This window comes from Tropicimonas sp. S265A (assembly GCF_049800835.1).
Classification (GTDB): Bacteria; Pseudomonadota; Alphaproteobacteria; order Rhodobacterales; family Rhodobacteraceae; genus Dinoroseobacter.
Genome location: NZ_JBNAFU010000009.1, coordinates 11,338 through 35,927, shown reverse-complemented (window position 1 = coordinate 35,927; position 24,590 = coordinate 11,338). Strand labels below are relative to the sequence as shown.

20 protein-coding genes are annotated in these 24,590 nt (G+C 61.2%); 10 read left to right on the top strand and 10 right to left on the bottom strand.

What is annotated here, in order from left to right:
- Nucleotides 1-90: 90 nt before the first annotated feature.
- The 3 genes from dld to ACP15N_RS17645 all read right to left on the bottom strand — a co-directional run bounded on the left by dld (nucleotide 91) and on the right by ACP15N_RS17645 (nucleotide 5,112).
- Nucleotides 91-1,788, bottom strand: coding sequence for a D-lactate dehydrogenase (dld, locus tag ACP15N_RS17655; protein ID WP_425093669.1), 1,698 nt, complete (start codon nucleotides 1,786-1,788; stop codon nucleotides 91-93).
- Nucleotides 1,789-1,800: 12 nt separating this feature from the next.
- Nucleotides 1,801-3,867, bottom strand: coding sequence for a TRAP transporter large permease subunit (locus ACP15N_RS17650; RefSeq protein WP_425093668.1), 2,067 nt, complete (start codon nucleotides 3,865-3,867; stop codon nucleotides 1,801-1,803).
- A 192-nt stretch (nucleotides 3,868-4,059) separates the two neighbouring features.
- Nucleotides 4,060-5,112, bottom strand: a complete 1,053-nt coding sequence (locus tag ACP15N_RS17645) for a TRAP transporter substrate-binding protein (RefSeq protein ID WP_425093667.1) — start codon at nucleotides 5,110-5,112, stop codon at nucleotides 4,060-4,062.
- Nucleotides 5,113-5,440: 328 nt separating this feature from the next.
- Here ACP15N_RS17645 and ACP15N_RS17640 point away from each other — a divergent pair, with 328 nt between their 5' ends.
- The 3 genes from ACP15N_RS17640 to ACP15N_RS17630 all read left to right on the top strand — a co-directional run bounded on the left by ACP15N_RS17640 (nucleotide 5,441) and on the right by ACP15N_RS17630 (nucleotide 8,638).
- Nucleotides 5,441-6,223, top strand: a complete 783-nt coding sequence (locus ACP15N_RS17640) for a FadR/GntR family transcriptional regulator (RefSeq protein ID WP_425093666.1) — start codon at nucleotides 5,441-5,443, stop codon at nucleotides 6,221-6,223.
- Nucleotides 6,224-6,284: 61 nt separating this feature from the next.
- The gene (locus tag ACP15N_RS17635; RefSeq protein WP_425093665.1) at nucleotides 6,285-7,403 is read left to right on the top strand and encodes an AAA family ATPase; all 1,119 of its coding nucleotides are present in this window, start codon (nucleotides 6,285-6,287) and stop codon (nucleotides 7,401-7,403) included.
- Complete coding sequence (locus tag ACP15N_RS17630; protein WP_425093664.1) at nucleotides 7,400-8,638, top strand: DUF2201 family putative metallopeptidase; 1,239 nt, start codon at nucleotides 7,400-7,402, stop codon at nucleotides 8,636-8,638. Before ACP15N_RS17635 ends, ACP15N_RS17630 begins: the two co-directional genes overlap by 4 nt.
- Here ACP15N_RS17630 and ACP15N_RS17625 read toward each other — a convergent pair.
- Nucleotides 8,635-9,336 carry a hypothetical protein gene (locus tag ACP15N_RS17625; protein WP_425093663.1) on the bottom strand — a complete coding sequence of 234 codons (702 nt, stop codon included), beginning with the start codon at nucleotides 9,334-9,336 and terminating at the stop codon, nucleotides 8,635-8,637. The two genes, ACP15N_RS17630 and ACP15N_RS17625, sit on opposite strands and share 4 nt — an antisense overlap.
- Nucleotides 9,337-9,391: 55 nt before the next feature.
- Nucleotides 9,392-10,312, bottom strand: a complete 921-nt coding sequence (locus ACP15N_RS17620; RefSeq protein ID WP_425093662.1) for a ribokinase — start codon at nucleotides 10,310-10,312, stop codon at nucleotides 9,392-9,394.
- A 158-nt stretch (nucleotides 10,313-10,470) separates the two neighbouring features.
- Here ACP15N_RS17620 and ACP15N_RS17615 point away from each other — a divergent pair, with 158 nt between their 5' ends.
- Complete coding sequence (locus ACP15N_RS17615; protein WP_425093661.1) at nucleotides 10,471-11,871, top strand: FAD-binding oxidoreductase; 1,401 nt, start codon at nucleotides 10,471-10,473, stop codon at nucleotides 11,869-11,871.
- Between the two features lie 254 nt (nucleotides 11,872-12,125).
- Nucleotides 12,126-13,013 carry a methylenetetrahydrofolate reductase gene (locus tag ACP15N_RS17610; protein ID WP_425093737.1) on the top strand — a complete coding sequence of 296 codons (888 nt, stop codon included), beginning with the start codon at nucleotides 12,126-12,128 and terminating at the stop codon, nucleotides 13,011-13,013.
- Between the two features lie 6 nt (nucleotides 13,014-13,019).
- Here the strand turns inward: ACP15N_RS17610 and ACP15N_RS17605 are convergent, their stop codons facing one another.
- From ACP15N_RS17605 to ACP15N_RS17590, 4 genes are all read right to left on the bottom strand, one after another.
- Complete coding sequence (locus ACP15N_RS17605; RefSeq protein ID WP_425093660.1) at nucleotides 13,020-13,772, bottom strand: sulfite exporter TauE/SafE family protein; 753 nt, start codon at nucleotides 13,770-13,772, stop codon at nucleotides 13,020-13,022.
- Between the two features lie 9 nt (nucleotides 13,773-13,781).
- Nucleotides 13,782-14,834: a 3-carboxy-cis,cis-muconate cycloisomerase gene (locus ACP15N_RS17600; protein WP_425093659.1), complete on the bottom strand. Its 1,053-nt coding sequence runs from the start codon at nucleotides 14,832-14,834 to the stop codon at nucleotides 13,782-13,784.
- Between the two features lie 102 nt (nucleotides 14,835-14,936).
- The gene (locus ACP15N_RS17595; protein WP_425093658.1) at nucleotides 14,937-15,821 is read right to left on the bottom strand and encodes an MBL fold metallo-hydrolase; all 885 of its coding nucleotides are present in this window, start codon (nucleotides 15,819-15,821) and stop codon (nucleotides 14,937-14,939) included.
- A 182-nt stretch (nucleotides 15,822-16,003) separates the two neighbouring features.
- Entirely contained in the window at nucleotides 16,004-17,614 is a 1,611-nt protein-coding gene (locus ACP15N_RS17590; protein ID WP_425093657.1) for an FMN-binding glutamate synthase family protein, read from the bottom strand.
- Nucleotides 17,615-17,878: 264 nt separating this feature from the next.
- Between ACP15N_RS17590 and ACP15N_RS17585 the strand changes: the two genes are divergently transcribed.
- Nucleotides 17,879-18,862: an extracellular solute-binding protein gene (locus ACP15N_RS17585; protein WP_425093736.1), complete on the top strand. Its 984-nt coding sequence runs from the start codon at nucleotides 17,879-17,881 to the stop codon at nucleotides 18,860-18,862.
- A 140-nt stretch (nucleotides 18,863-19,002) separates the two neighbouring features.
- Here the strand turns inward: ACP15N_RS17585 and ACP15N_RS17580 are convergent, their stop codons facing one another.
- Entirely contained in the window at nucleotides 19,003-20,673 is a 1,671-nt protein-coding gene (locus ACP15N_RS17580; RefSeq protein ID WP_425093656.1) for an ABC transporter permease, read from the bottom strand.
- 185 nt (nucleotides 20,674-20,858) lie between these two features.
- Between ACP15N_RS17580 and ACP15N_RS17575 the strand changes: the two genes are divergently transcribed.
- The 4 genes from ACP15N_RS17575 to ACP15N_RS17560 all read left to right on the top strand — a co-directional run bounded on the left by ACP15N_RS17575 (nucleotide 20,859) and on the right by ACP15N_RS17560 (nucleotide 24,436).
- A complete protein-coding gene (locus tag ACP15N_RS17575; protein ID WP_425093655.1) occupies nucleotides 20,859-21,620 on the top strand; it encodes a LamB/YcsF family protein in 762 nt (253 codons plus the stop codon).
- A 133-nt stretch (nucleotides 21,621-21,753) separates the two neighbouring features.
- A complete protein-coding gene (locus ACP15N_RS17570; protein ID WP_425093654.1) occupies nucleotides 21,754-22,548 on the top strand; it encodes a UDP-2,3-diacylglucosamine diphosphatase in 795 nt (264 codons plus the stop codon).
- Nucleotides 22,545-23,789, top strand: a complete 1,245-nt coding sequence (locus ACP15N_RS17565; protein WP_425093653.1) for a DUF3419 family protein — start codon at nucleotides 22,545-22,547, stop codon at nucleotides 23,787-23,789. Before ACP15N_RS17570 ends, ACP15N_RS17565 begins: the two co-directional genes overlap by 4 nt.
- A complete protein-coding gene (locus tag ACP15N_RS17560; protein WP_425093652.1) occupies nucleotides 23,786-24,436 on the top strand; it encodes a class I SAM-dependent methyltransferase in 651 nt (216 codons plus the stop codon). Before ACP15N_RS17565 ends, ACP15N_RS17560 begins: the two co-directional genes overlap by 4 nt.
- The last annotated feature ends 154 nt before the right edge of the window (nucleotides 24,437-24,590 follow it).

The window sequence follows — 24,590 nt, the reverse complement described above, 5'->3', positions numbered from 1 at the left end:
CTCGGCCGATGCCTAACACATCAAGCCCTAGGTCAGCACCCCTGCCATACGCATAGCGCTACGCGCCCTGTGCATAACAAAGGTTCAATATTAAACCTTTTCATATTCCTCCCCATAGTTTTTGGCTTTTGACATCTTGCCGATCCCGGGATTGAAGCTGTTTGTCGGATCGACCGACTTGTAGAACTCCGCCAGGTCCGGTTTCGCCTTGTAGATATGCCCGACATTATGCTCGGCAGGGTACTCAGCCCCACGTTTGTCAAGTATTTCAAGCATTTCCGCCTTGAGCGCCTTCACATCAACGCCCTTCTTGACAATGTAATCTTGGTGCAGCACGTGGCACATGAAGTGCCCGTAGTAGAGCTTGTGCACCAACTTGTCGGCGATATGAGCGGGCAAATCCTCCAGCCAGGCGCGCTCATTGCGTTTCAGCGCGATATCGAGAGCCAGGATATCCTCGACCTCGTTGGCATGGATGTTCTGGTATCGAATGGCGGCGCCTGCTGCGGCAAAACGGTTCAATCCAGCGATCTTCGCTTCGCGCGGCGTGCATTCGAAGAACGCGCCGCCCTTGTGTCCAAACCGATCGCGCAGGTAGTCGCGCGCCTCATCAATCCCGCCATCCCGCATTTTCAGGATCAGGTGATGTTCAAAACGGTCACGGTAGTCCAGCAGGCTCTTGGGCAGAATCCCAGGTACCAGGCGACTGAAGAGCTGCATGAACCTGTCGGTGAACCCACGCGTCAAGGAAATCTTGTTCAGTCGCGCGTCCACGGCCCCCTTCAGCGCAAAGAACATCGGCAGTTTGTCCGTACCCAGCCAGTCGATCATCAGCACCGTGTCTTTTCCGTATCGTTCTGAGATATCGAAAATCTCGCGGTGCATGTATTCGGCGCTGACAGGCAGCGACTTGAACTCAGACAGTATATCGCGGCGCAGGTCGGTCAGTTCGGACGGGTCGTTTGTGCCGATGTAGAATACCTGCTCCGCTTCGTTCATCGGATAGGTGTCGAGGCGCACCGCGAAAACCGCCAGCTTTCCGGCACACCCCGCCGCCTCGTAAAGTCGGCGTTTGTCGGCGTTGAACCGGGCGGGCGTGTCCGCCTCCACATCGCGAACGCGATCCGCGTAATCAGTATCGGAGGCTTTCTTGTTCGTGTCGCGAATTGTCTTTTCGAAATTGCCAGTCTCTAGCGCTGTCAAAATCTGTTCGGGCGTATCACCAAGCTCAAGCCCAAGATGATTGACCAGATGCAACTCGCCTTGCGCATCGATCTGTGCGAACAGCGACAACTCGGTATAGGACGGACCACGCTCGATCAGCGCCCCGCCAGAGTTGTTGCAGACCCCGCCGACAATGGACGCACCGATGCATGAGGAACCGATCACGGAGTGGGGCTGCCGTTTCAGCGGGCTAAGCAGTTTTTCCAGCCGGAACAACGTGGCCCCGGGCAGGCTGACCACTTGCCGCCCTTGACCCAGCAGGTGGATGGCATCCATCCGGTTGGTGTTGATCAAAACCACGCCGCGATCGTATGTCCCGTTCGGAGTGGAGCCTTCGGTCAGGCCAGTATTGGCCGCCTGCATGATGACGATCTTGTCCGCTGCCACGCAGGCTTTCAACACGTTCCACTGTTCCAAAAGGGATCCGGGCCGCACGACGCAAAGCGCCTCTCCTTCGCCCGAGCGAAACCCCTTGCGGAAGCGTTCGGTCCTCTTCGTGTCGGTCATCAGGTGGGACGCGCCCACAATGCCGGTCAAGGTCTTGAGAAGCTCTGCGTCGGTCATCGGTCCTCCTCCTCAGTAGGCTACCGAGGGCAGCCAGGTGGCGAGTGCCGGGATCAGGAACACGAGCGCGAGGCCAGTGAGCTGCAGAAGGACGAAGGGAATGATCCCACGGTAGATGTCCATCAGCTTGATCTGAGGCGGGCATACGCCTTTGAGATAGAACAGGGCAAACCCGACCGGAGGCGTCAAGAACGACGTTTGTAGGGTAACGGCCACGAGGATCACGAACCAAACCAGCGCCGGATCGTCGATTACACCAAAGCCAGGGATCGCCAGACCAAGGCCTGCAACGACAGGCGCCATCAGCGGCAGCACGATCAAAGTGATCTCGATCCAGTCCAGAACAAAGCCCAGCAGGAACACCAGAAACAGGATGAACAGGATCGTGCCGTTGGGTCCGAACCCTGTCGACGCGATGACATGCTCAATCAGTTCATCGCCGCCCAATTCACGTAGAACATACGAAAATACGGTGGCCCCCAGGAAGATGGCAAAGATGTAGGCCGTCGTGTTGAAGGTCGACACCAGCACGTTCCAGAGCTTGCGGAAGGTGAGCTTACGGTAGCCAAGCGCCAGCACGGTCGCCCCGAGCGCCCCGATGCCGGAGGCTTCGGTAGGCGTGGTGATGCCAGCAAAGATCGAGCCCAGAACAGCGAGGATCAGACCCAGCGTCGGCAGAACCGCAATCAACACGTCCTTCACCGCGGCCCAGTCTGGCGAAACCGCCCCCTCCGGTACCGGCGCGACCGTCTTGTCAGCCTGTGCAATGATGAAGATGTAGGTCAGGTAGAGGACACCAATGATCACCCCCGGAAAAACGGCGGCCATGAACAGATCGCCCACCGACAACGCCATCTGGTCGGCCATGATCACCAACATGATCGACGGTGGGATCAGGATACCAAGCGTGCCGGACGCAGACACCACACCAGCCGCAAGGCGCGGGGAATACTTCTGCTCCATCATCGACGGCAGCGACAGCACGCCCAGCAGGACAACGGACGCACCGATGATGCCCGTAGAAGCCGCGAGGATGATGCCGATCATCGTGACCGTGATCGCAAGACCACCGCGCGTCTTGCCGAAGAGCCTCTGCATGGACGACATCAAACGCTCGGCCACGCCGCTTTCGTCCAACATCAACCCCATGAAAATGAACATCGGCAGCGCAACGAGGACTGCGTTGGACATGGTCGCGTAGACCCGGTTCACCACCGCGCCGAGCGTCAGATAATCAAGGCCGGTAAACGTGCTCTCCAGCCCGGTCCAGAGCATCAGGTCATTGTCAAAGAGGTACGCGATCCCACAGTAGCCGACGCCGACACCCGCCAGAACCCATGCAACCGGAAAGCCCGTGAAGAGCAGCGCGATGAAGCTCAGGAACATCGCGATGACCAGCTTTTCTTCCGTGGTCTCGACCACGAAGGTCAGGCCAGTGGCGACCACGGCAAAGCAGAACATGGCCAGAAGGACGATGCGCAGCCCCCTGCCCTGACGTTCTTCTTCGTAGTTGGCGATCAGCGCATGGCCGTCATGGATCAGGCGCGCCAGTGCGGCGATACCAAGCAGAACGAAACTCAGCGGAATGATCGCTTTGAAGGCCCAGCGCATCGGCAGACCCGTGGGGCTGTCGGACCGCTCGTTCACACGGAAGCTTTCGTAGAAGTAGTCGTAGCCCTGGTCGACCATCAGGTAGATGAACGGCACAACCAATGTCAGGATGCCCAGAACCTCGATGATCCGTTGGGCGCGACGGCTGAGTTGCATGTGCAGAAGGTCCACGCGCACATGGCTGTCGGTGACCATCGCATAAGAGATGCCGACCATCGTGACCGCCCCATAGAAATGCCACTGAATCTCGTCGAGCTTGGGGAAGTTCTGGTTCAGCAGATAGCGAAACAGAACCTGAGCGACGATGGCCGCCACGAGCGCGATATTCGCCCACATGACCACATGACCGATCGATTTGACGGTGGAGTCGAGCGCCTTGGCGACGGCCTGTTGGTCACGGTCTTCGTGTTCCAGAATGTGCTCGTACGTCTCGAGCGGATCTTCGATGAGTTGGGGCGTCTGGGCCATGACGGGGTCCTCTCTCCCGGAACGCCGGGCTATGGGGGGCCCGTCGGGGTGCAGCAGTTGGCAGGAAAATTCTGAAAATCAGCAGAGGCCGTGTCGGGTTCGGATCACGCGACGGGCCGAAAATCGCAGATTGGGGTCGGGGCGGCGCGGAATTTTGGGTGGGGAGCGCCGCCCCGTGCGTCCTGAGCGGAGTTACATCCGCGGCAGGAAGGCGTTTTCCTTCCAGAGTTTATAGCCATCCCGGAACTCGGTCAGGTCGGCCAGAACCTTGGCAAAGAATGCGTCGTTGGCGGCTTCTTCTGCGGCGACTTCTTCCCACGTGGTGCGGAACAGGTCGAGCATCTCTGGCGACCACTGTTTGATCGTCACACCGTTGTTGTCGATATTGTCCTGAAGCGCTGCAAACTGGATCGCCTCACCTTCGGCAAAGCTGTCCGCCATAGAGGCTTTGCAGGTTGTCTCGATGATCGCCTTATGCTGGTCGGACGCTTCGTTCCAGACGTCCTTGTTGATCATCAACTCAAACACGGTGGCCTGCTGGTGCCAACCGGGGAAGTAGTTGAACTTGACCAGCTTATGGAAACCAAGGCGCGCATCGATTGCGGGCATTGAAAACTCGGTCGCGTCAATGGCGCCTTTCTCCAGCGCGGGGAAGATCTCACCCCCCGGCAGCAGCGAGGTTGCGACTCCCAGCTTCTGCATGACTTTACCGCCAAGACCGAAGAAACGCATCTTCAGGCCTTGCAGGTCATCGGCGGAATTGATCTCGGATGCGAACCAGCCGGAGGTCTCCGGCGCGATGATCGCGCAGGGCAGGACTTTGACGTTGTATCCGGCCTGATCGTACATCTCCTGATACAGGTCCATGCCGTTTCCGTAGTAGAGCCACGCCATGTATTCCCCTGCCTCGGGGCCGAACGGTACGGCCGAGAACAGTGGTGCTGCCGGGATCTTCCCCGCCCAGTAACCTGCAGTCGTGTAACCGGAGTTGATCTTGCCCGAGGACACGGCATCAAGGATTTCGAAAGGCGGCACCAGTTTGCCGGGTTCGTAAACCTTCATCTTGATCGTGTTGCCGGACAGCACGTTGAGCTGCTCCGCCACACGCGGGATCGGAGACCCGAGACCCGGCAGGGCCGTGGAAAACGCGATGGGTGTTTTCAGCAAGATCTTGTCGGCGGCGAAAGCAGCCGGTGCGGCCAGAAGGCTGGCGGCCAGGGCGAGGCTGGTCAGGGTGGTTTTCATGTGTCTCCTCCACGGGACAGTTCAGGCGTCGGGGCCTTTGGAAATTGTTGTGCGCTCGGATCAGTCATCCGGCATGCCGTGGTTCATAAAATTTACCGATAGCGCATGGCAAATAAAATTTACCAACAGGAGAACCTGAAGTGCTGGTTTTCGCATGCGTTCGCATACTGCGAGAAAACACGAAACTGACTAGAAACAAGACCTTCCAAGCTCTGCGCGCAGCGCAATGCAGCCATGCTGGATAATTATGACGCAGCTTGCCATTCGCGACCTCAGGGTAATATAGTTGACCGCAGAAGTGCAGTTTCCGCAACAAATGGACTCACCCATGACCGATGACTGGAGCGTTTTTGATCCGATTGATCACGAATCGGTTGCGGATGCCGTCGTGGAGAAGATCGAGGACCTGATCGTGAACAGGGTTTTGCGCCAAGGCGCCAAATTGCCTGCTGAACGCGATCTTGCAGACAGGTTGGGTGTGTCGCGCCCGAAATTGCGCGAAGCCTTGAAACGCCTGGAGGACGAAGGCCTGATCGATGTGGTCAAGGGCGAAGGGTCCTTCGTGGCGAAACTGACGAATGAAGCCATGTCGCCTGCCCTGCTCGATGTGTTTTCGCGTCATGGAGACGCGTTTTTCGAGTACCTCGAATACCGCCGCGAACAGGAAGCATTTGCCGCGCGCCTTGCCGCAGAACGTCACACTGCCTTCGACGCGGACGCGATCACCGCAGAAATCAGGGCGATGGAAGAATCCCAGGAGAAAGGCGATCAGGCCGCGGGCATGGAGGCTGACATCCGGTTTCACTCGGCCATCGTCGATGCCAGCCACAACACGATGCTCAATCACATGATGACATCGATCTACGACCTGACCCGCCGGGGTGTCTTCTATAACCGGGAATACCTGCGCGCGATCGATGGCACGGGAGAGGCTCTGCTGGCCCAGCACAAGGAAATCGCCCGCGCGATTCTCGCGCGCGAGGCTGATGCCGCCGAAGCCGCAGCACGCGCGCATATCGACTTTGTCGAAGCCTCGTTCCGACATGGCATGGACCAGTCGCGGCGCGAACGCCTGTCTCGCAAACGAAGGCTTGCAACGCGCGCGGGCTGAGCCGTCTCGACCTTGAGTGTATCGCGCCCTACGTCCTGTCAGGAATGGACGGAGGCAACCCATGACCCTGAACGCATCGACGGTGTCAGCCGGAACCGCGCTTGAGACCCTGCGCGCAGGATGGGCCGCGCAAGCCGCAGGGAAGATGACCACCAGCTGGATGCTGCACGGTGCGCCCGGGGTCGGCAAGACCCAGGTGGTCGGCCAGCTGGCCAAGGAGATTGGAGCACGGCTTTTTGATCTCCGTCTGACGACGATCGAGCCGCAGGACCTGCGCGGCCTGCCCTACTACGACCATGCCACGCAGAAAACGATCTGGTATCGCCCGGAGGATCTGCCCGACGACCCTGAAACGCCTGCCATCCTGTTCCTCGACGAGTTGACGGCGGCCCCCCCAATGCTGCAACCCACGGTCTACGGGTTGTTGCAGGAACGTCGCGTGGGCACGCACCGCCTGCCTGACAGCGTGATGGTGATCGCGGCAGGAAATTCCGCCGATGACGGCGCGGTCGCCTACGAGATGGGCACCGCTCTGTCGGATCGCCTGATCCATCTGCGCGTTGTGGCCGCCGCGTCCGACTGGTTGGAGAATTACGCCGTGCCGCGCGCCCTGCACCCCGCCGTGATTGCCTTCATCCGATCGCGGGGGGATCTACTGGACACCGGCGAAACGGCGCTCGCCAAGGGCGATATCATCGCAGCAACGCCCCGGTCATGGGAGAAGGTCAGCCAGATACTGCATACGAAACCGGACCGCCGCCTGCGCGATGTGTTGGTCGCGGGCACCGTCGGCTCTGCGGCCGCGGCGGAGTTCGCGCTGGTCGCGGATGAGGTTGCTGCAAGTATCCGCATCGACGATTTGCTGAGCGCAGATGCGAAATCCCGTGTTGCGCTCTATCCCGCAGGGCTCAACGCGCTCTACGGGCTTGTCTATGGCCTCGTGGGTGCCTTCAACGCGGAGCGCGCGCGTTCCGTGATCGACCTGATGGCGGAGATCGGGCGTCTGGCAGACCTGCGCCCTGAACCCGAGTTCCAAAGGCTGCCGCTCGCAGAGCTCCGTACGCACGGCTTCGAATTGTTGATCGCGCGTGGCCTCGGCCTCGGGCTGGAGGATGCCTTTCTGGACAGCCCCGCCTACACCACCTACGCCGCCGAGCGTGAGGCAGCAGGCGTCGCGTGAGCGATGCGCGCCATTCCCGACGCGCGTCGCCAGCACTCCAGAAACTGGCCGAGGAAGATCCGGCCTTCGCAGCCCTCGCCCTGTGGTGCAAGCATCGGGACGCGGATCTCGACACCCATGCCAGAAGTAACGCAACGACCATCTTTTACGGCCCGGCGTTTGAACACCTGCGCCTCGCGGAGCAGATCGGGCTCGCTGCACATCACATCCTTCATATTGCGTTGCGACATGCCACGCGCGGGGCGGGCCTGCGCACCCGCCTCGGAGACGCGTTTGATGCCGCTCTCTTCAACCTTGGCGCAGATGCTCTGATCAACGACACGTTGGCCGAAACAGGTCTGATCCAACCCCGCCCACATGTAGGGCTGAGCACCCTTGAACTGGCATCGACAGATATTGTCGGTTGGGACGTCGAGCGGCTCTATTTTGCCCTTGTTCGAGCGGAAGAGGCCCGCGCGAAGATGGGAAAGTCCGGTTTGTCCGACAAGGCCGCGGGGGATGGGTTTTCCGAGGATGTCGAAATTGCCGAAACAGGGTCGGATGAAGACGGCGCGCAGGGCCCGTCCGACATGGAATGGAAACAACACCTCGATCGTGCGTTGGAAGCAGGACGCGTCGCCGGGCGCGGCTTGGGAATGCTGGGGCATCGGCTTGCCGACATACCGGACACCAGCACCCCGTGGGAAGTCCTTTTGCGCCGGATTGCGGCGCGGGCGTTGCGACCTGAGTCCCATTACAGTTTTCGTCGCCCTGCAAATCGTTGGGTGGCAACCGAAGCCGAAGCCCGGCGGCGTGGACACACCGTTCCGGTGTTCGAACCCAGTCAGCAACGGGCCGTCCATCAGCCAAGGCTGGTGATCGGGCTGGACAGTTCGGGCTCTGTCTCGGCCGCGCAACTTTCGCTCTTTGCAGCGCAAATTGGTGCGATTGCCCGGCGCGGCGGCGCAGAACTGCATTTGTTGGTCTTCGATGAAGCCGTGCGCAGCGTAACGACGCTGTCGGACAGGAATATCGCCCGGGCGATAGGCCAGATCGATTTCAGTCGCGACGGCGGCACCGATTTCAGGCCCGTCCTCGCACAGGCAGAGGCATTGGTACCCTCTCTCGTGGTCATGCTCAGCGACCTCGAAGGTCCGTTGCCAGAGGAACGTCCAACGTCCGAGTTGATCTGGGCGGTACCGCACCGCCCGGCCATGCCCCCCCCTTTCGGGCGGGTTCTCGTGCTGGACGCCTAATCGCGCCGCGCCCGGGCCAGTGCCGCGGCCTTCAGACGGGCATGCGCGGAGACATCGCGTGGATCGAACTCGAAACAGTGAAACAGGGTGTTTTGCATAAGGCTGACCCGGCGCAGGTCCTCTTCAGACAACCCCTCCGCAAACAGGGTTTCTGTCACGTGTGTGCGCTCCTCTGCGCTGAGATCGACAAATCCGGACTCATCTCCATCGATCTGAACCGAAATCAGTGTCAGCGGTGGAACGCGGATCATGCCCGATGGCTCAACCACCAGATACAACGTCCCGGTCTTTACTGCATGGGCAGCGGCCGTTGCGCTCAAGACCTCGCGCGCGCGCACTTTCAGAAGATCGAGCTTTTGAGCAGCCTCCGCCTCAGTCGCAAGCTTGCGCCGTTTTTCGGGACTTGGAATGGACAAGACGTAACTTTCGACGATCAGCACAAAGGCAAACATCGCCAGCGGCGCCTGGCTCAGACCCAGCGACCATTCCGGGCGGGCCAGAATCAGGAACGGAAAAGGCGAAAGGGCAACAACGTAGCGCGGCAGCGATTTCTCGAAGAACACGCGCCAGAACAGGCGGCTGCGAAACACTGCCTTTGGCCACACCGAAACACCCAGCGACAGGAGGCGCTTGGGCGCTCTACGTACGGCGAGGACGGACGGGTTCGCGACGGTTTCGTGCGTGAGAACAAAGATCATGGAAAAGGCCCCTTCGGGCATAAGGGTAGCGAGCTTGAAACATGTGTCGAGCCGGTTAGCCGACCACGTGCAGCGCGTCGATTTCGGCGCGCGCAGCCATCGACGCGCCCGCGCCCGCGCGGGTAACCGAGATGGCTGCCGCCGCGTTGGCAAATGCTGCAGCCTCTGCCACCGAAGCACCTTCTGAAAGGGCAACCGCCAGCGCGCCGTTGAACGCATCACCCGCGCCGGTTGTGTCGCGGACCGCACCGAACTCTCTCGCGGGCAAGTGCTGCGCTCTCCCCTCTGCATCGACCCAGGCCCCTTGACCGCCAAGGGTGAGGATTGCACCGCCAGCCCCCTGCGCGCGCAGCAGGCGCGCCGCCTCCGCCGCCGAAGACACGTCCACAACGCGTTGCCCTGTCAGCCCTTCAGCTTCGGTTTCGTTCGGCGTTACCAGATCGCACAGCGTGAGCTCGTCGCGCGGCAAAGCAACTGCAGGCGCGGGGTTCAGTATCGTCCTTACGCCCTGTGCGCGTGCAATCCGAAGCCCTTCCACCACCGCCTCCATCGGTGCTTCCAATTGCGTCAGAAAGACCGCCGCGTCCGCGATCATGTTTGTAGCACTTCGCAAATCGGCTGCTGAGATCTCCGACGCGACGCCCGGTGCCACGATAATCGCATTCTGCCCGGTGCCCTCTTCAAGGAAAATGAACGCAGCACCGGTCGGCGCGGCTCCGACAGGCGCGTGCGCGACGACGCCCGCATCAGCCCAAGTCACCTTGGCAAGATCACCAAACGCGTCCGCTCCGATACGTGTGATGAGGTGTACCTCTCCTCCGGCGCGGGCGGCAGCGATCGCTTGATTGGATCCCTTGCCGCCGGGGCCCAACGCAAAACCGGAGCCCATCACCGTCTCACCCCGATCTGGCAGGCGCGCCGCGGTAAAGGCCGCGTCAGCCACAAAAATTCCCATCACGACAATCGTGCTGCCCATCGTATCCCTCCCGATCTCGTCCTACCGTGTCACGCCACGGGGAAGGCGGCAATTCCCCAAGCGGGATTGCCCGGAGCGCACCGCACGGACCTGACACCGCCGCCGGATTTGGCTACGCTCGCCCCAGATCAGCCGACCACCGCACCTGAGAGAGGCCCATGACGTTGACACACCCCCTGCCCCGGAACGAGGACGGGATCGCCGCAGCGCTCGGTATTCTGAAGCAACGTTATGGTGACCGTTTACAAACCGGTACGGATATCCGCGCACAGCACGCCCACACCACGACCTGGATCCCGAACCAACCCGCCGATGGCGTGATGTTCGCGGCCTCGACGGACGAAGTCGCGGACGTGGTCCGCATTTGCGCCGATCACCATGTCCCGATCATTCCCTTCGGCACCGGCACGTCGCTGGAAGGCCATGTCAACGCGCCCGCGGGTGGGATCAGCCTTGATCTTGGCCAGATGAACAACGTGGTCGCCGTGCATCCTCAGGATCTGGACTGTCGTGTGCAACCCGGCGTCACCCGCAAGCAATTGAACACGCATCTGCGGGATCAGGGGCTGTTCTTTCCGATTGACCCGGGCGCTGATGCCTCGCTTGGCGGGATGGCGGCAACGCGTGCCTCGGGCACCAACGCTGTCCGGTATGGGACAATGCGGGACAACGTCATCGCGCTGGAGGTCGTGCTGGCGGATGGCCGCGTGGTCCGGACTGCCCGGCGCGCGCGAAAGACCTCTGCCGGGTATGACCTGACGCGTCTGCTGATCGGGTCGGAGGGAACCCTGGGCATCATCACCGAACTGACTTTGCGACTGCACGGCCTGCCCGAGGCAATGGCCTCCGCACGATGTTCGTTTCCCACCGTGGAAGCTGCGTGCAACGCGGTCATCCTGACCATACAGATGGGTTTGCCCGTGGCCAGGATCGAGTTGCTGGACGGGCTTCAGGTCAAGGCTTGCAACGCGTATTCACGGCTTTCACTGCCCGAAGGGCCATTGCTTCTGTTGGAGTTTCACGGATCCGATGCCAGCGTCGCCGAGCAAGCCCGCAGTTTTGGCGACATCGCCGATGAAACCGGCGGGTTCGACTTCGCGTGGTCCGGTCGGGCGGAAGAGCGCACAGCCCTTTGGCAGGCCCGGCACGACGCCTACTGGGCTGCGCTTGCCCTCAAACCGGGGTGCAAGGCACTTTCCACGGACGTGTGCGTTCCGATCTCGCACCTGGCTTCATGCGTCACGGCCACACAGTCCAAACTCGCGGACCTGGGCATTACCGCCCCAATCGTGGGCCACGCAGGTGACGGAAACTTCCATTGCCTGTTGTTGATGGACCCGGACGACACCGCTGAGCACGCAAGGGCCAAGGGGTTTGTCGAATGGCTTGCGGACCTCGCCCATGCGCATGACGGCACCTGCACGGGTGAGCACGGGATCGGACAGGGAAAGGTTCCTTTTCTTGAGGCGGAACTGGGCAGTGCCACGAGTGTGATGCGTGCCATCAAGGCCGCGATGGACCCGGACAACATCCTCAATCCCGGCAAGATCGTTGCCTAGCGCCGAATAGATTGGCTTCACCGACTTAAGACGCAAAGGCGCTCCTCGTGTCACAGCGCCGTCGAAGATGCCCATACTCGTTGGTGAAAAAGTGGAAGCGGTGGCGAAAAAAGACCTTCAAATGTCTGTTCTGGACCTCAGGTATCGACCGTCGGCACGCTAATATCTTCGCATGCAGGTACCGTCGGGTCGCCCTCGGTTCATCCGCAGCGCAACCGCAGGAGGCCGGCGTGACACTCATTCCCTTTCCAACTATGGGCACGCCCGTGGACCTTACTGACCCGCTCAATGGCTTCTCGTTGGAGGTAATGCCCCGCACCGCAGCCAAGATCGACAGCTTCCGAGACATCCTTCCGCAGGAAACCCGGATTTATATCGCACACCTGGACGGCACCCCGTTTGCCGACATGCTGACCACGGCAAAACGCCTGCGTGGCGAAGGGTTCGAAGTCATGCCGCATGTCCCGGCCCGGATCGTGCGTGACGCGCAAACCCTTGAGGCGTGGCTCCGCGCCTACCGTGACGAGGCGGGTGTCGATCAGGCGCTTGTGCTTGCCGGGGGCGTGAGCCAGCCGCTTGGAGACTTCGAAAGCTCCATCCAGCTGCTCGAAACCGGGTTATTCGACAAGCACGGGTTCAAACGCCTCCACATGGCAGGGCACCCTGAGGGCAACCGGGATATCGATCCGGACGGATCGACCAAGATGGTCGATCAGGCCGCAACATGGAAACAGGCATTTTCCGAACGCTCCGACGCGCAGATGGCGCTGGTGACCCAGTTTGCCTTCGAAGCGGCCCCGGTGATCGACTGGGCCCGGCGTTATGCCGAAGCCGGTATCGACCTGCCGATCCACGTGGGCATCGCAGGCCCTGCAAAACTTCAAACCTTGCTGAAGTTTGCCATTGCATGCGGCGTGGGGCAGTCCCTGCGCGTGCTGCAAAAACGGGCCAGGGACGTGACGAAGCTGCTCAAACCGATTGAGCCGACACAGCTCCTGTCGGATCTGACCCAGCAGTTGCGCACCGGACCACAAACCCATATCGCGCAAGTCCACGTCTTTCCCCTCGGGGGGATCCGCGCCAGTGCGGACTACATGGCCAAGGCACGCGATGAGGTAAAACAAGCGCGCGCGCTGCGGTGATGCGGATCACGCCATAAGCGCGTCATAGTAAAGCTTGAGCGCCAGCAGGCTGAGAAACACCAGCACGACCAGATCAAATCCGCGGGCAGACAGGCGACGTGCGAGCCACGCACCCACTGGCATGAAAGCGAGGATCGGTAGCAAAGCCATCAGCCCAAGGATAAAAACCTGTGCCGTCAGCACTCCGGCCGTTGCGAGGGCGGGCAATTGCGTGACCGACATCGTGGCAAAGACCGCCGAGATCGTGGCGATGAACGCAGGCCGGGCAAGGCGCAGGGCGTTCAGGAAACTGACCGAAACGGGCGCCGATATGCCAGCGGCCCCCTGCAACAAGCCCGCAACCACCCCGACCGGCGCGGACATCCGGCGCGCGGCATCCAGCGTCAACCTGAACTGCGGCACGGACACGCGCAGGCCAACATAGCCTGTCACTGCAACCGCGACCAGCAGCATCAACCCCTCGGCCGGAAGGGTCGCGAGCAAGACCGTGCCCGCCACCACACCAACCGCGCTGGCGGCCGAGAGAGCCCACGTGAAGGCCCCCGGCAAAAGCTCTTGCCGGAAGCGCCAGAGCTGCCAGGCATTGGTGAACAGGTTCGGCACGGCGACCAGTGCCACGGCGAGGCGCACGTCGAAAAACGCGGCGATAACAGGCACCGCGATAATCGGCACGCCCATGCCGGTTGCGCCTTTCAACACACCGCCGAGTGCCAGCGCCATGAAGATCACGCCAAAGGACAGAGGGGTCAGATCAAGCAAGTCCGTGACTTAGCCCGCGATATCTTTAATCTGGCCCAGCAAGTCGGACGTGGCAGTCAGCCCGCGCCCCGTGGTCAGGATCATCTGAGGAATGATCATCCATTCCAGCGCCCATGCACTGCCGGAGCGTTCCTGCTCGTGAACCAGAACGCCATGCAACCCTGCCACCTGCGCGGCGTTGAACCGCGCCAACGTCACCAGCAATTCCGCGAGAACCGGGTTTTGTTTATGCGCCATCGCCGATGACGCCCCACGTCCGGACAGTTTGATCTCGGCAATGCCCTGCTGGGACATCAGGGCAACGTCCTGGCCGATCTTGCCAAGCGCGCCGCTGATCCTTGACAGAAAATCACCATAGGCGACGACCCCGGATCGGTCCGTGTGCCAGGATGTTCCTGGGTCCCGAAGCCCCAGCGCGGCGGCCATGTCCGCGGCAATGGCGCTGCGCGCATCGCCAAAGCCCGCCCCCGTGCCCACCGGACCGCCCAGACTGAGGGGCGTTGCATCCTCGGCGATCTGATCGAGCTGCGCGCGCGCCCGTACCAGCGGGGCGCGCCATGCAGAAACACGGTGTCCTACCGGGATCGGCAGCGCAGCCTGCATGCGGGTGCGTCCCATCATCTGCCTGCCGGAGTGCCTGTCCTCCAACTCGTCGAGATCCGCAACGATCTGCAAAAGGCGCGCCGCGAGCACCTCGGAGACGCGTTTCAACGTCAGCGACAAGGTGGTGTCGATCACGTCTTGCGAGGTGCTGCCCGTGTGAATGGCATCCGGAAATCCGGTGGCAGACCGCAACTGACGCACCAGCGCGGGTACGACAACGCCATCGCGTGCAGTGCCCGCACGCAATGACGCCATGTCCGCCCTGTACGCTGACAGAGCCGCCTGTGCGTCTGTCGCGGCTTGCGCATCGATGCGACCATGTGCAACCAGCGCCTGCGTCAAGGCGCGTTCGAAGGCCAGCATATGCGCCAATTGTGCCTCCGCCGACAGCAGGCGCGCAAGCTCTGGGTCCCCGAAAAGCCCCGACAACCATGGGTGATCAAAAACACCGCTCGACATCAAAAGGGGCACTCCGACCGCGCACGCCACCACGTCATCGACCGCATCAAGAAGCCTTGCTCAGTCAAAAGGCATCCGGCGACCGTCTCCGCACAACTGGTCTCAAAGCGCATTGATCGGCAGTTTCAGCATTGCGCGGCCATCCTCATCCCGGGGAACCTCCCCCGCGCGCATGTTGACCTGCAGGGACGGCAGGATCAACTTCGGCATGCCAAGTCGAGCATCGCGTTCGGTGCGGAACCTAATGAACGCCTCTCGCGACCTGCCGCCACCAACGTGAATGTTGTCGGCCTTTTCGGCGGCGACGGTGGTTTCCCACCGGATCTCGCGCCCCCCCGGTCCATAGTCGTGACACATGAACAGACGCATCTCTTCCGGCAGAGAGAGCACTCTCTGGATACTGTCATACAGCACACCTGCATCGCCCCCGGGGAAATCCGCGCGCGCTGACCCGCCATCCGGCATGAACAACGTGTCGCCCACAAACGCGGCGTTGCCGATAACATGCGTCATGCAGGCCGGCGTATGCCCAGGGGTCGCGATGGCAAACGCTGGGAGCGATCCGATCGCATAGCTGTCGCCATCCTCCAGCAGCCGGTCGAATTGCGACCCGTCACGTCGGAACTCTGTCCCCTCGTTGAAGATCTTGCCGAACGTGTCCTGGATGACGCGGATGTTCGAACTGATCGCGATCTTGCCACCGAGCCGATCCTGCAGGTACGGCGCCGCAGACAAGTGGTCCGCATGGACATGGGTCTCGATGATCCACTCCAGCGTGAGGTTTTTCTCGGCAATGTACGCGATCAATCGATCCGCGTTTTCAAATGTGATCCGCCCTGCCGCATGGTCGATGTCCATCACACTGTCTATGACCGCACAGGACGCCGTCTGAGGGTCGGATACAACGTAGCTGATCGTATTTGTGGCGGGGTCAAAGAACGGCTCAATCGTCGCAACCCTGTTCATTTGCACCGGGACCTCAGGCATGATGCCCTCCTGCGGCATGGCGAAGATCAAGTCGGCGGGCGAACCGCGCCGACACAGCAGTCGCACATGCCACGTGCCCATGAACGATCCGCACGCGTCCAAGAGAGGGGAACACGCGGCTTGATGCAGAAACACAAAACCGGGGTCGCATTGCTACGGCGTATGCACTCATGATCCTGCGCCTAGGTTCCCTTGACCATATCCTGCGGCGCGAAACTGAATGTTTTGGCCCGCTTCCAACGCTTGAGATATCCGAAGTCGTCTTCCTCCCCTCGCAAGAGAAACCCTTCGGGCAGGTACTTGTAAACCTCGTTGCCGGTGACCATGCCCCGGTCGGTCTCCCGGACCATCAAGTGGTGGGGCAGAAACTCGATCGGGTGTTCCAGTCCCGCCGCCCCGGTCATCTCGCCAAGAGCCTTCATCGTGTTGCGATGGAAACAGTACACGCGTTCGGCCTTGTCCGGCACGTGCAGGGCCCGCATCCGCAACGGATCCTGTGTCGCCACCCCCACAGGGCATTTGTTCGTATGACAGGATTGGGACTGGATACACCCGATGGAAAACATGAAACCCCGGGCAGAGTTGGCCCAATCCGCCCCGATGGCCAACGCACGGGCGATGTCGAACGCATGTACGAGTTTGCCCGAGGCCCCGATCTTGATACGGTCGCGCAGCCCGGCACCGCGCAGCGTATTGTTGACGAAGCTCAGCCCTTCGACGAGTGGCATTCCGATGTGATTTGCAAATTCGAGCGGGGCGGCGCCGGTGCCACCCTCCTTGCCGTCAACGACGATGAAATCGGGAACGATCTCTGTTTCCAGCATGGCTTTCACCATGCACATGAACTCCCTCCGATGGCCGATACACAGCTTGAACCCGATCGGCTTGCCCTCGGACAACTCGCGCAGTTGCCCTAGGAATGCGCAGAACTCCAGCGGAGTCGAGAATGCGGAATGCGAAGCGGGCGATACGCAATCGACATCCATCGGAATTCCGCGCGCCTCCGCGATCTCCGGTGTGATCTTGGAGGCCGGCAACACCCCGCCATGCCCCGGCTTGGCCCCCTGGCTGAGCTTGACCTCGATCATCTTGACCTGCGGGCTTGCCGCCAGCGTGCGGAACTTTTCCGGATCGAAGCGCCCCTGCGCGTCCCGGCACCCGAAATAGCCCGATCCGATTTCATAGATCAGGTCTCCGCCGCCCTCGCGATGATACTTGCTGATACCCCCCTCGCCCGTGTCATGGGCAAACCCACCCTTTTTCGCCCCCTTGCTGAGCGCGAGGATGGCGTTGGAGGACAGCGAGCCGAAGGACATTGCGGAGATGTTGTAGATCGATGCATCGTACGGTTGGCTGCATTGCGGCCCCCCGACCTTGACCCGGAAATCGGTGTCTTCGATATGGACCGGCATGACCGAGTGCGTGATCCATTGGTAGCCTGCTTCGTAAATCCGCTCCCGTGTTCCGAAGGCAACCTTGTCCTCTACCCCCTTGGCACGCTGGTAGATGATTGAGCGATCATCGCGCGAAAACGGCTCTTCGTCGCGGTCGCTTTCGATCAGGTACTGGCGGATTTCCGGGCGGATGGATTCCAGCAGAAACCGGACATGTCCGATCACCGGATAGTTTCGCAAAACCGCGTGCGAGTTCTGCGTCAGGTCATGCAGCCCCACAAGGGCCAGCGCAGCAAACACAAAGAAGAAAAACAGAAACCAGCCGCTCAGCCAGATCAATGCAGCGCAAACCGCTGTCAGACAGCAAACCAGCGCAAAAACTGCATAGCGCGACATCATGGGGCGTCTCCTCCGTACGCGCCTAGACTGGCACGGTACCATGACCAAATCCTAACCGCCGCCTGAAAACAACAACAAGTCTGTCGTCAGTCACAGTCCGGCGCTTTCCGTACCGCGGAAAGAGTTTCTGACTAAAACAGTCAAAAAAGACTTGCGTGATGCGGGCGCTCTGTTAATTGATAAAAACAGTCAGAATTAGCACTCATGGAGTTACTCATGCGACCCACCTCTTCGGTTTCCGTTTTGGCCCTGACTGCGGCAGCCATGTTTGGCACGACAGTCGCGGCTTATGCGAATGGCGAGTTGAACCTTTATTCCTCACGCCACTACGACACGGACGAACGGCTCTATTCCGATTTTGAGAACATGACCGGGATCACGATCAACCGGATTGAGGGCAAGGCCGATGAACTCATCGCACGGATGCAAGCCGAGGGAGCAAACTCCCCGGCAGATATCCTTCTGACCGTTGACACTTCGCGTCTGGAACGCGCCAAGCAAGCGGGCGTTCTGCAATCGGTGGACAGTGCAACGCTCGAGGCGCGTATCCCGGCCTACCTGCAGGACGATGACAACCAGTGGTTTGGTTTTTCGCAGCGTGCGCGGATCATCTTCTATGACAAGGCCGATGTGAGCGAGCCACCGATGGATTACGTATCGCTGGCAGACCCGAAATACAAGGGTCAGATTTGCCACCGGTCCTCAACCAACGTCTACTCGCAGACGCTGCTTTCGGCGGTGATTGAAAACCACGGCGAAGAAGCCGCAAAGGCCTGGGCAGCGGGCTTTGTCGATAATTTCGCGCGCGCGCCGCAGGGCGGTGACACCGACCAGTTGCGTGGCCTCGTCTCGGGCGAATGTGACATCTCGATTTCCAACACCTATTACTTCGCCCGCGCCCTGCGCAAAGAGGTCAGCGGTCTGTCCGGCGATGACATGGGCAATATCGGCTGGGTGTTCCCGGCCCAGGATGGCGAAGGTGCGCATATGAACCTGTCCGGCGGTGGCATCGCCGCCCATGCGCCAAACTATGAAAACGCGGTGCGGTTCATGGAATATCTCGCCTCCGATCAGGCGCAGCAGTATTTCAGCGCGGGGAATGACGAATACCCGGCTGTTCCAGGCGTCGGTCTGAGCCCATCGGTGGCCGCGATGGGGCTCTTCAAACCTGACGATGTCGATCTGGCAGCTGTGGCAAAGAACGTGCCCGTCGCGCAGAAGATCTTCAATGAGGTCGGCTGGGAATAATTCAGGCCCCCTAAACGCCACCACGGACAAGGGCGCAGTCACGGACTGCGCCCTTTTTCAATGGAGACGGACGCGCCGCGCCGACCACGTTCAAGTCTGCAAGTGTCCTAGCCGGAGCCAGCAGCGCCGGAACGCGCGCTTCAGCGCGCTTGCCGCCCGACCTGACGGCACAGCAGAATAACCGGCAACAACCCGACGGCAACGATCACGAGGCTCGGCACCGCCGCCCCTTCCAGCCGCTCATCCGAGGCGAGCCTGTAGGCCTGAACAGCCAGCGTATCGTAGTTGAACGGTCGCATGATCAAAGTTGCGGGCAGTTCCTTCATCACGTCGACGAATACGATCAGCAGGGCGGTCAGAAGGCTTGGCGTCAGAATTGGCAGATGTACGCGGCGCAACAAGCCGTAAGGCGATTGGCCAAGCACCCGGGCCGCGGCGTCCAGATTGGTGTGGATCGTCGCCTGGCCACCCTCATAGGATCCAATCGCAGCGGCCAGAAAGCGGATCATGTACGCCATCACCAAGACCCAGATGGACCCGGTCATCAAAAGCCCCGTCCGGATACCGAAGGTCTGCTGCATGAAGGCATCGAGCTGATTGTCAAAAAGCGCGAATGGAACGAGCAGCCCGACCGCGATCACCCCCCCGGGCACCGCATACCCCAGACGCGCGGCGTAAAGCGCAGCGGCAGACCCCTTGCCCGGACGCAATCGCTGAAAGTAGCCGATCACGACCGCAGCGGATACCGTCATCACCGCCGCGACCGAAGCGAGGGTCAAAGAGTTGGTCAGGAACTGGATATAGCGGCGGCTAAACAGGTTCTGTTCTGATCCGATCCCCATCGCAAAAAGCGCGGCAACTGGCAGGATCACGCCAAACAGCACCGGGGCACCACAGAGCAGCATCGCCACCCATTTGCGCCACCCGATCAACACTGCGCGCCCCATCGCCTCCTGGCGCTTACCACCGTGGTATCTGGCCCCACCCCGAGATGTGCGCTCCAGCACGGCCAACGCCAGCGCAAATCCCAAAAGCCCAAGGGCGAGCTGTGCAGCGGCCACGCGGTCCGCCATGGTGAACCAACTGGTGTAGATGCCGGTGGCAAAAGTCTGCACGCCGAAATAGCTTACGGTACCGAAATCCGCGATCGTCTCCATCGTGGCAAGGAGAACACCGGCCGCAATCGCAGGACGCGCCATCGGCATCGACACCTGAAGACAGGCTTTGACCGGCGTACAGCCCAAGGCGCGCGCAGCATAGTAGGTGGTTGCACTTTGCTGGAGGAACGCCGCGCGCGCGAGCAGGTAAACATAAGGGTAAAGTACAAGTACCAGCATCGCGGCAGCGCCGCCGAGAGAGCGTATTTCAGGGAACCAGTAATCCCGCGGCCCCCACCCGGTCATCGCACGCAAGCCCGTCTGTACGATCCCCGGATGGTCCAACACATGGGTATAGGCATACGCCAAGACATATGCGGGAAAGGCCAGCGGGATCACCAGCGCAATTTCAAGCAGTCGTCGCCCGGGAAACTCCGCCATCGTTACCAGCCACGCCGCCCCCGTTCCAATCAGGAAGGTCCCGACCGCCACATAGATGACCAGGAGAAGCGTGTTGAAGGTGTAGCCAGGCAAGACCGTGTCCGCCAGATGCCCAAGCGTATCGCTGCCGCCAGAGAGCGCAGTGACCAGCACTGCCAGCATCGGTAGCAGGCACACTCCGGCAATCGCATAGGCCCCGATCCCAAGAACGCGCGCTTCACGTGCCTTTCTGGCGCGCGATGGTACGGAACCGGCTGTGGTATCTGTCGGCAAATGGAGCTTCCTGACCGCGCGTGGGAACAACAGCGCTGATCTAAGCCTGCGAACGCTGGACAAACAAGGTATACGGCCATCAAGAAAGTATTTTTGTCGGAAATGCCGCGGATTTACCGGCCCTGCGGCCTTGCGCTGCCTGCTCCGTCAGGCCTCTATGGCGGGGTGCAAGACCGGAGGGAACCATGGGCGCGCAGGTCATCGACATCAATTCCGATATGGGCGAAGGCTTCGGACCTTGGAAAATGGGGGATGACGCCGCACTTCTGGGTGTGGTCAGCTCCGCCAACATCGCCTGCGGCTTCCATGCGGGCGATCCGGTGATCATGGGCCGCACCATGCGGCTCGCGGTCGAGAACGGCGTGGGTATCGGGGCACATCCGGGGTTCGACGACCGCGCCGGGTTCGGCCGCCGCCGCCTGTCCATGAGCGCGGAAGAACTTACGGCACTCGTCACGTACCAACTCGGCGCGGCGCGGGCGACAGCCACCGCTGCCGGTGGCCGTGTCCGGCACCTCAAGCTGCACGGCGCGCTATCGAACATGGCCTCCGAAGACGCAGAGCTTGCACGCATCTGCTACTCGGCCGCCCTGAGCGTCGATCCGGAGATCGTGATCATGGGCCTGGCCGCCACCGCAATGGAGCACGTCTGCCGCGACCTTGGATGCGCGTATGCCGGAGAGATTTTCGCGGACCGCGCCTACAATGACGACGCGACCCTCGTTGCGCGCGGCACGGAGGGCGCGATGATCCATGACCCGCAAGAGGCCGCGACCCGCATACGCGCCATGATTGCGGAAGGCGCCATCATCGCGCGGTCCGGCAAACGTATTGCGACGCAGATCGATACCGTATGCGTGCACGGGGATAGCGCCGCCGCAGTCGATATGGCCCGGTCGCTTCGCGCATCCCTCGAAGCCGGAGGGCTGACCGTTCGACCGCTTTGACTGAAAACAAGACGAAAGCGTACCTTGGGTCGCTGAAAATTCGCCCCTAGAGTACCTCTCAAGGCGTTCGTCACAAAATCGTTGCCGCCATCCTGTAGCGCCACCCACAGAGCAGTACTCCGGAACAAAAACCTTGCAAGCGCGAACGCTATTTCTGTCAGATATCCATCTGGGCACGCGCGGGTGCCAGGCGCGGCTTCTGCTCGACTTTCTGGACCGGTATGATGCACAGACGATCTACCTCGTGGGTGACATCGTGGACGCGTGGCGCCTGCGACGCGGCTGGCACTGGCCGCAAGCCCACAACGATGTCGTGGAGGCGATCCTTGCCAAAGCCCATGGCGGCACGCGGATCTACTATATCCCCGGTAACCATGACGAGATGATGCGCGCTTACCTTGGTACCCATTTCGGCGGGATCGAAGTCATGCAGACCGCAACGCATGTCACCCTGACCGGCAAACGGTATCTGGTCACCCATGGCGATCAGTTCGACAACATCGTGGTCAACGCCAAGTGGCTCGCACATCTGGGCGACCGTGCCTATCACGTGGCCCTGTGGTTGAACACCTGGGTCAACTGGGCGCGCAAGCTCTGGGGTGGACAGTACTGGTCCCTGTCGAACTGGGCCAAAGGCCAGGTCAAAGGCGCGGTCAACTACATCAGCGCCTACGAGGATGTTCTGATCGCCGAGGCAAGGCGCGGCCGTTTTGACGGGATTATCTGCGGGCATATCCATGCCGCATCCTTGCGCCGGATCGGCGATGTTCACTACGCGAATTGTGGCGATTGGGTCGAAAGCTGCACAGCCCTGATCGAAAAAACGGACGGGCAATTGGAACTCATCGACTGGGCAAAACACACACGCTCCCGCGACCGCAAGCGCCGTGTCCGCGCAAGACGCGACAAAGAGAAAGAACTTCTATGACCCCGACCTCCGCGCCTTCGGCCGCCCCTGCTGTATCAGATCAGATCGCAGAGGCGGTCACGCAGAACAGCGTGATCAGTGCAACCGGCCTTCTTGAACGCGCCTTCGCCAGACTTTTCGAAGGACTTGTGTACGCTCAGATCTGGGAAGACCCTGTCGCCGATATCGAGGCGGCAGACATCGGTGAAGGCGCACGTATTTTCTGCATCGCGTCAGGCGGATGCAACGTGATGTCATATCTGACGGTCCAACCCGCCGCGATCACGGCTGTCGATCTTTCCCCGGCCCATATCGCCCTGTTGCACCTCAAGTTGACCGCAGCGCAGCAGGTGGCGGACCACCAAGCCTTCTCGCGCTTTTTTGCCGAAGCGAACCGCTCGGACAATCTGGAGCTTTTCGATACGACGATTGCGCCCATGCTCGACCCGACCAGCAGGGCGTGGTGGAACGGGCGGACCTTGGGCCGTCGGCGTGTCTCGATCTTCGCACGCGGCGCCTATCGCTTCGGCGTGCTCGGGCGGTTCATCGGAGCGGCACATCTTGTTGCGCGCCTCACCGGGGTAAAACTGCACCCTTTTCTCGAGTGCCGAACACAAGATGAGCAACGCGCATGGTACCGCAGCAATACCGAGCCGCTTTTTGACACACGGATCGTGCGGTTCCTCGCGTCACGCCGCGCCACGCTATTTGGCCTCGGCATCCCTCCCGCCCAGCATGAAAAGCTCGCGGGGGATGGCGGGGTTGTCGCGGTGCTGCGCGCCCGAACAGAACGGCTCATGTGCGACTATCCGCTGTCGGACAACTATTTCGCCTGGCAGGCGTTCAACCGCAGCTATGCCCCGGATGGACCCCGCCCTCCCTATCTTGAGCGCGAGAATTTCGAAACCGTTCGCAGGATGTCTGACCGGGTGCTGCCGTTGAACCGCTCCATGACAGACGCTCTTTCCGAGGCGGCACCGGCAAGCCTGGACCGCTATGTGCTCTTGGACGCGCAGGACTGGATGACAGACACGCAACTGACCGCCCTGTGGGCGCAGATCACCCGCACGGCAGCGCCGGGCGCGCGCGTCCTGTTTCGCACCGGCGGAATTGACGACATCCTGCCGGGACGGGTTGATCCCGAAATTCTCGATCAATGGCGCTACGATGCCGACTCCTCCGCGCGCGGTCTCGCGCGGGACCGCTCCGCGATCTACGGCGGCGTGCATGTCTACCACCTGAAGAATGGAACGACACGATGACTGGACAGACAGCCAGCCATGCCGCGCTGATGAACGAAACCTACCGCTACCAACGCTACTTTTACGATGCGACGCGGCGTTTTTATCTGCTGGGACGCGACCAGCTGATCGCAGACCTGAACCCCGCGCCCAATGCCCGCGTGCTCGAAATTGCCTGTGGCACAGGCCGCAACCTCGCGCGCATCAACCGGGTTTACCCGGGGCGCGCCTTGTATGGGCTCGACATCTCAGAGGAAATGTTGCGGTCCGCCCGTGCCAAGCTGGATGGTCATGCCAACCTTCAGGCCGGAGATGCCTGCCACTTTGACGCGCAAGCGCTGTTTGGACCGCGATCCTTCGACCGCATCGTGATGTCCTACTGCCTTTCGATGATCCCGGACTGGCAGGGCGCTGTGCGCAACGGCCTGCGGCACCTCAAACCCGGGGGGTCCCTGCACATTGTAGACTTCGGCGATCAATCAGGTCTGCCATCCACCTTTGAGCGTGGGCTCACCGCATGGCTCGGCAAGTTCCACGTCACGATCCGCAGGGATCTGGTCCCTCTGGTTTCCGAGCGTGCGGCACGAACCGGAGATGAAGTTGACAGCCGCGCCCTCTTTCGTGGGTACGCTCAGCAAGTCACCGTCCGTCGGCCAACCCGCAATTAAAAACGGCCGGCCCTTTGGTTTTTGACCATTTGGGCCAGCCGTCCGCGACGCACCTTTTGGGTCTCTCTTTTGTTCAGGGGGGTGTCCGGGGGTCTGAGAGCCGTGGTGTCGGGTGGGTCGGTGTGGGGCCCGCGCAGGCAGGGAGGGGACCTGC

Excerpts from the sequence above, each read along its gene's own strand:
- dld (WP_425093669.1), bottom strand. The coding sequence starts at position 1,788 with ATGACCGACGCAGAGCTTCTCAAGACCTTGACCGGCATTGTGGGCGCG.
- ACP15N_RS17650 (WP_425093668.1), bottom strand. The coding sequence starts at position 3,867 with ATGGCCCAGACGCCCCAACTCATCGAAGATCCGCTCGAGACGTACGAG.
- ACP15N_RS17645 (WP_425093667.1), bottom strand. The coding sequence starts at position 5,112 with ATGAAAACCACCCTGACCAGCCTCGCCCTGGCCGCCAGCCTTCTGGCC.
- ACP15N_RS17640 (WP_425093666.1), top strand. The coding sequence starts at position 5,441 with ATGACCGATGACTGGAGCGTTTTTGATCCGATTGATCACGAATCGGTT.
- ACP15N_RS17635 (WP_425093665.1), top strand. The coding sequence starts at position 6,285 with ATGACCCTGAACGCATCGACGGTGTCAGCCGGAACCGCGCTTGAGACC.
- ACP15N_RS17625 (WP_425093663.1), bottom strand. The coding sequence starts at position 9,336 with ATGATCTTTGTTCTCACGCACGAAACCGTCGCGAACCCGTCCGTCCTC.
- ACP15N_RS17620 (WP_425093662.1), bottom strand. The coding sequence starts at position 10,312 with ATGGGCAGCACGATTGTCGTGATGGGAATTTTTGTGGCTGACGCGGCC.
- ACP15N_RS17615 (WP_425093661.1), top strand. The coding sequence starts at position 10,471 with ATGACGTTGACACACCCCCTGCCCCGGAACGAGGACGGGATCGCCGCA.
- ACP15N_RS17610 (WP_425093737.1), top strand. The coding sequence starts at position 12,126 with ATGGGCACGCCCGTGGACCTTACTGACCCGCTCAATGGCTTCTCGTTG.
- ACP15N_RS17600 (WP_425093659.1), bottom strand. The coding sequence starts at position 14,834 with ATGTCGAGCGGTGTTTTTGATCACCCATGGTTGTCGGGGCTTTTCGGG.
- ACP15N_RS17595 (WP_425093658.1), bottom strand. The coding sequence starts at position 15,821 with ATGCCTGAGGTCCCGGTGCAAATGAACAGGGTTGCGACGATTGAGCCG.
- ACP15N_RS17590 (WP_425093657.1), bottom strand. The coding sequence starts at position 17,614 with ATGATGTCGCGCTATGCAGTTTTTGCGCTGGTTTGCTGTCTGACAGCG.
- ACP15N_RS17585 (WP_425093736.1), top strand. The coding sequence starts at position 17,879 with ATGTTTGGCACGACAGTCGCGGCTTATGCGAATGGCGAGTTGAACCTT.
- ACP15N_RS17575 (WP_425093655.1), top strand. The coding sequence starts at position 20,859 with ATGGGCGCGCAGGTCATCGACATCAATTCCGATATGGGCGAAGGCTTC.
- ACP15N_RS17565 (WP_425093653.1), top strand. The coding sequence starts at position 22,545 with ATGACCCCGACCTCCGCGCCTTCGGCCGCCCCTGCTGTATCAGATCAG.
- ACP15N_RS17560 (WP_425093652.1), top strand. The coding sequence starts at position 23,786 with ATGACTGGACAGACAGCCAGCCATGCCGCGCTGATGAACGAAACCTAC.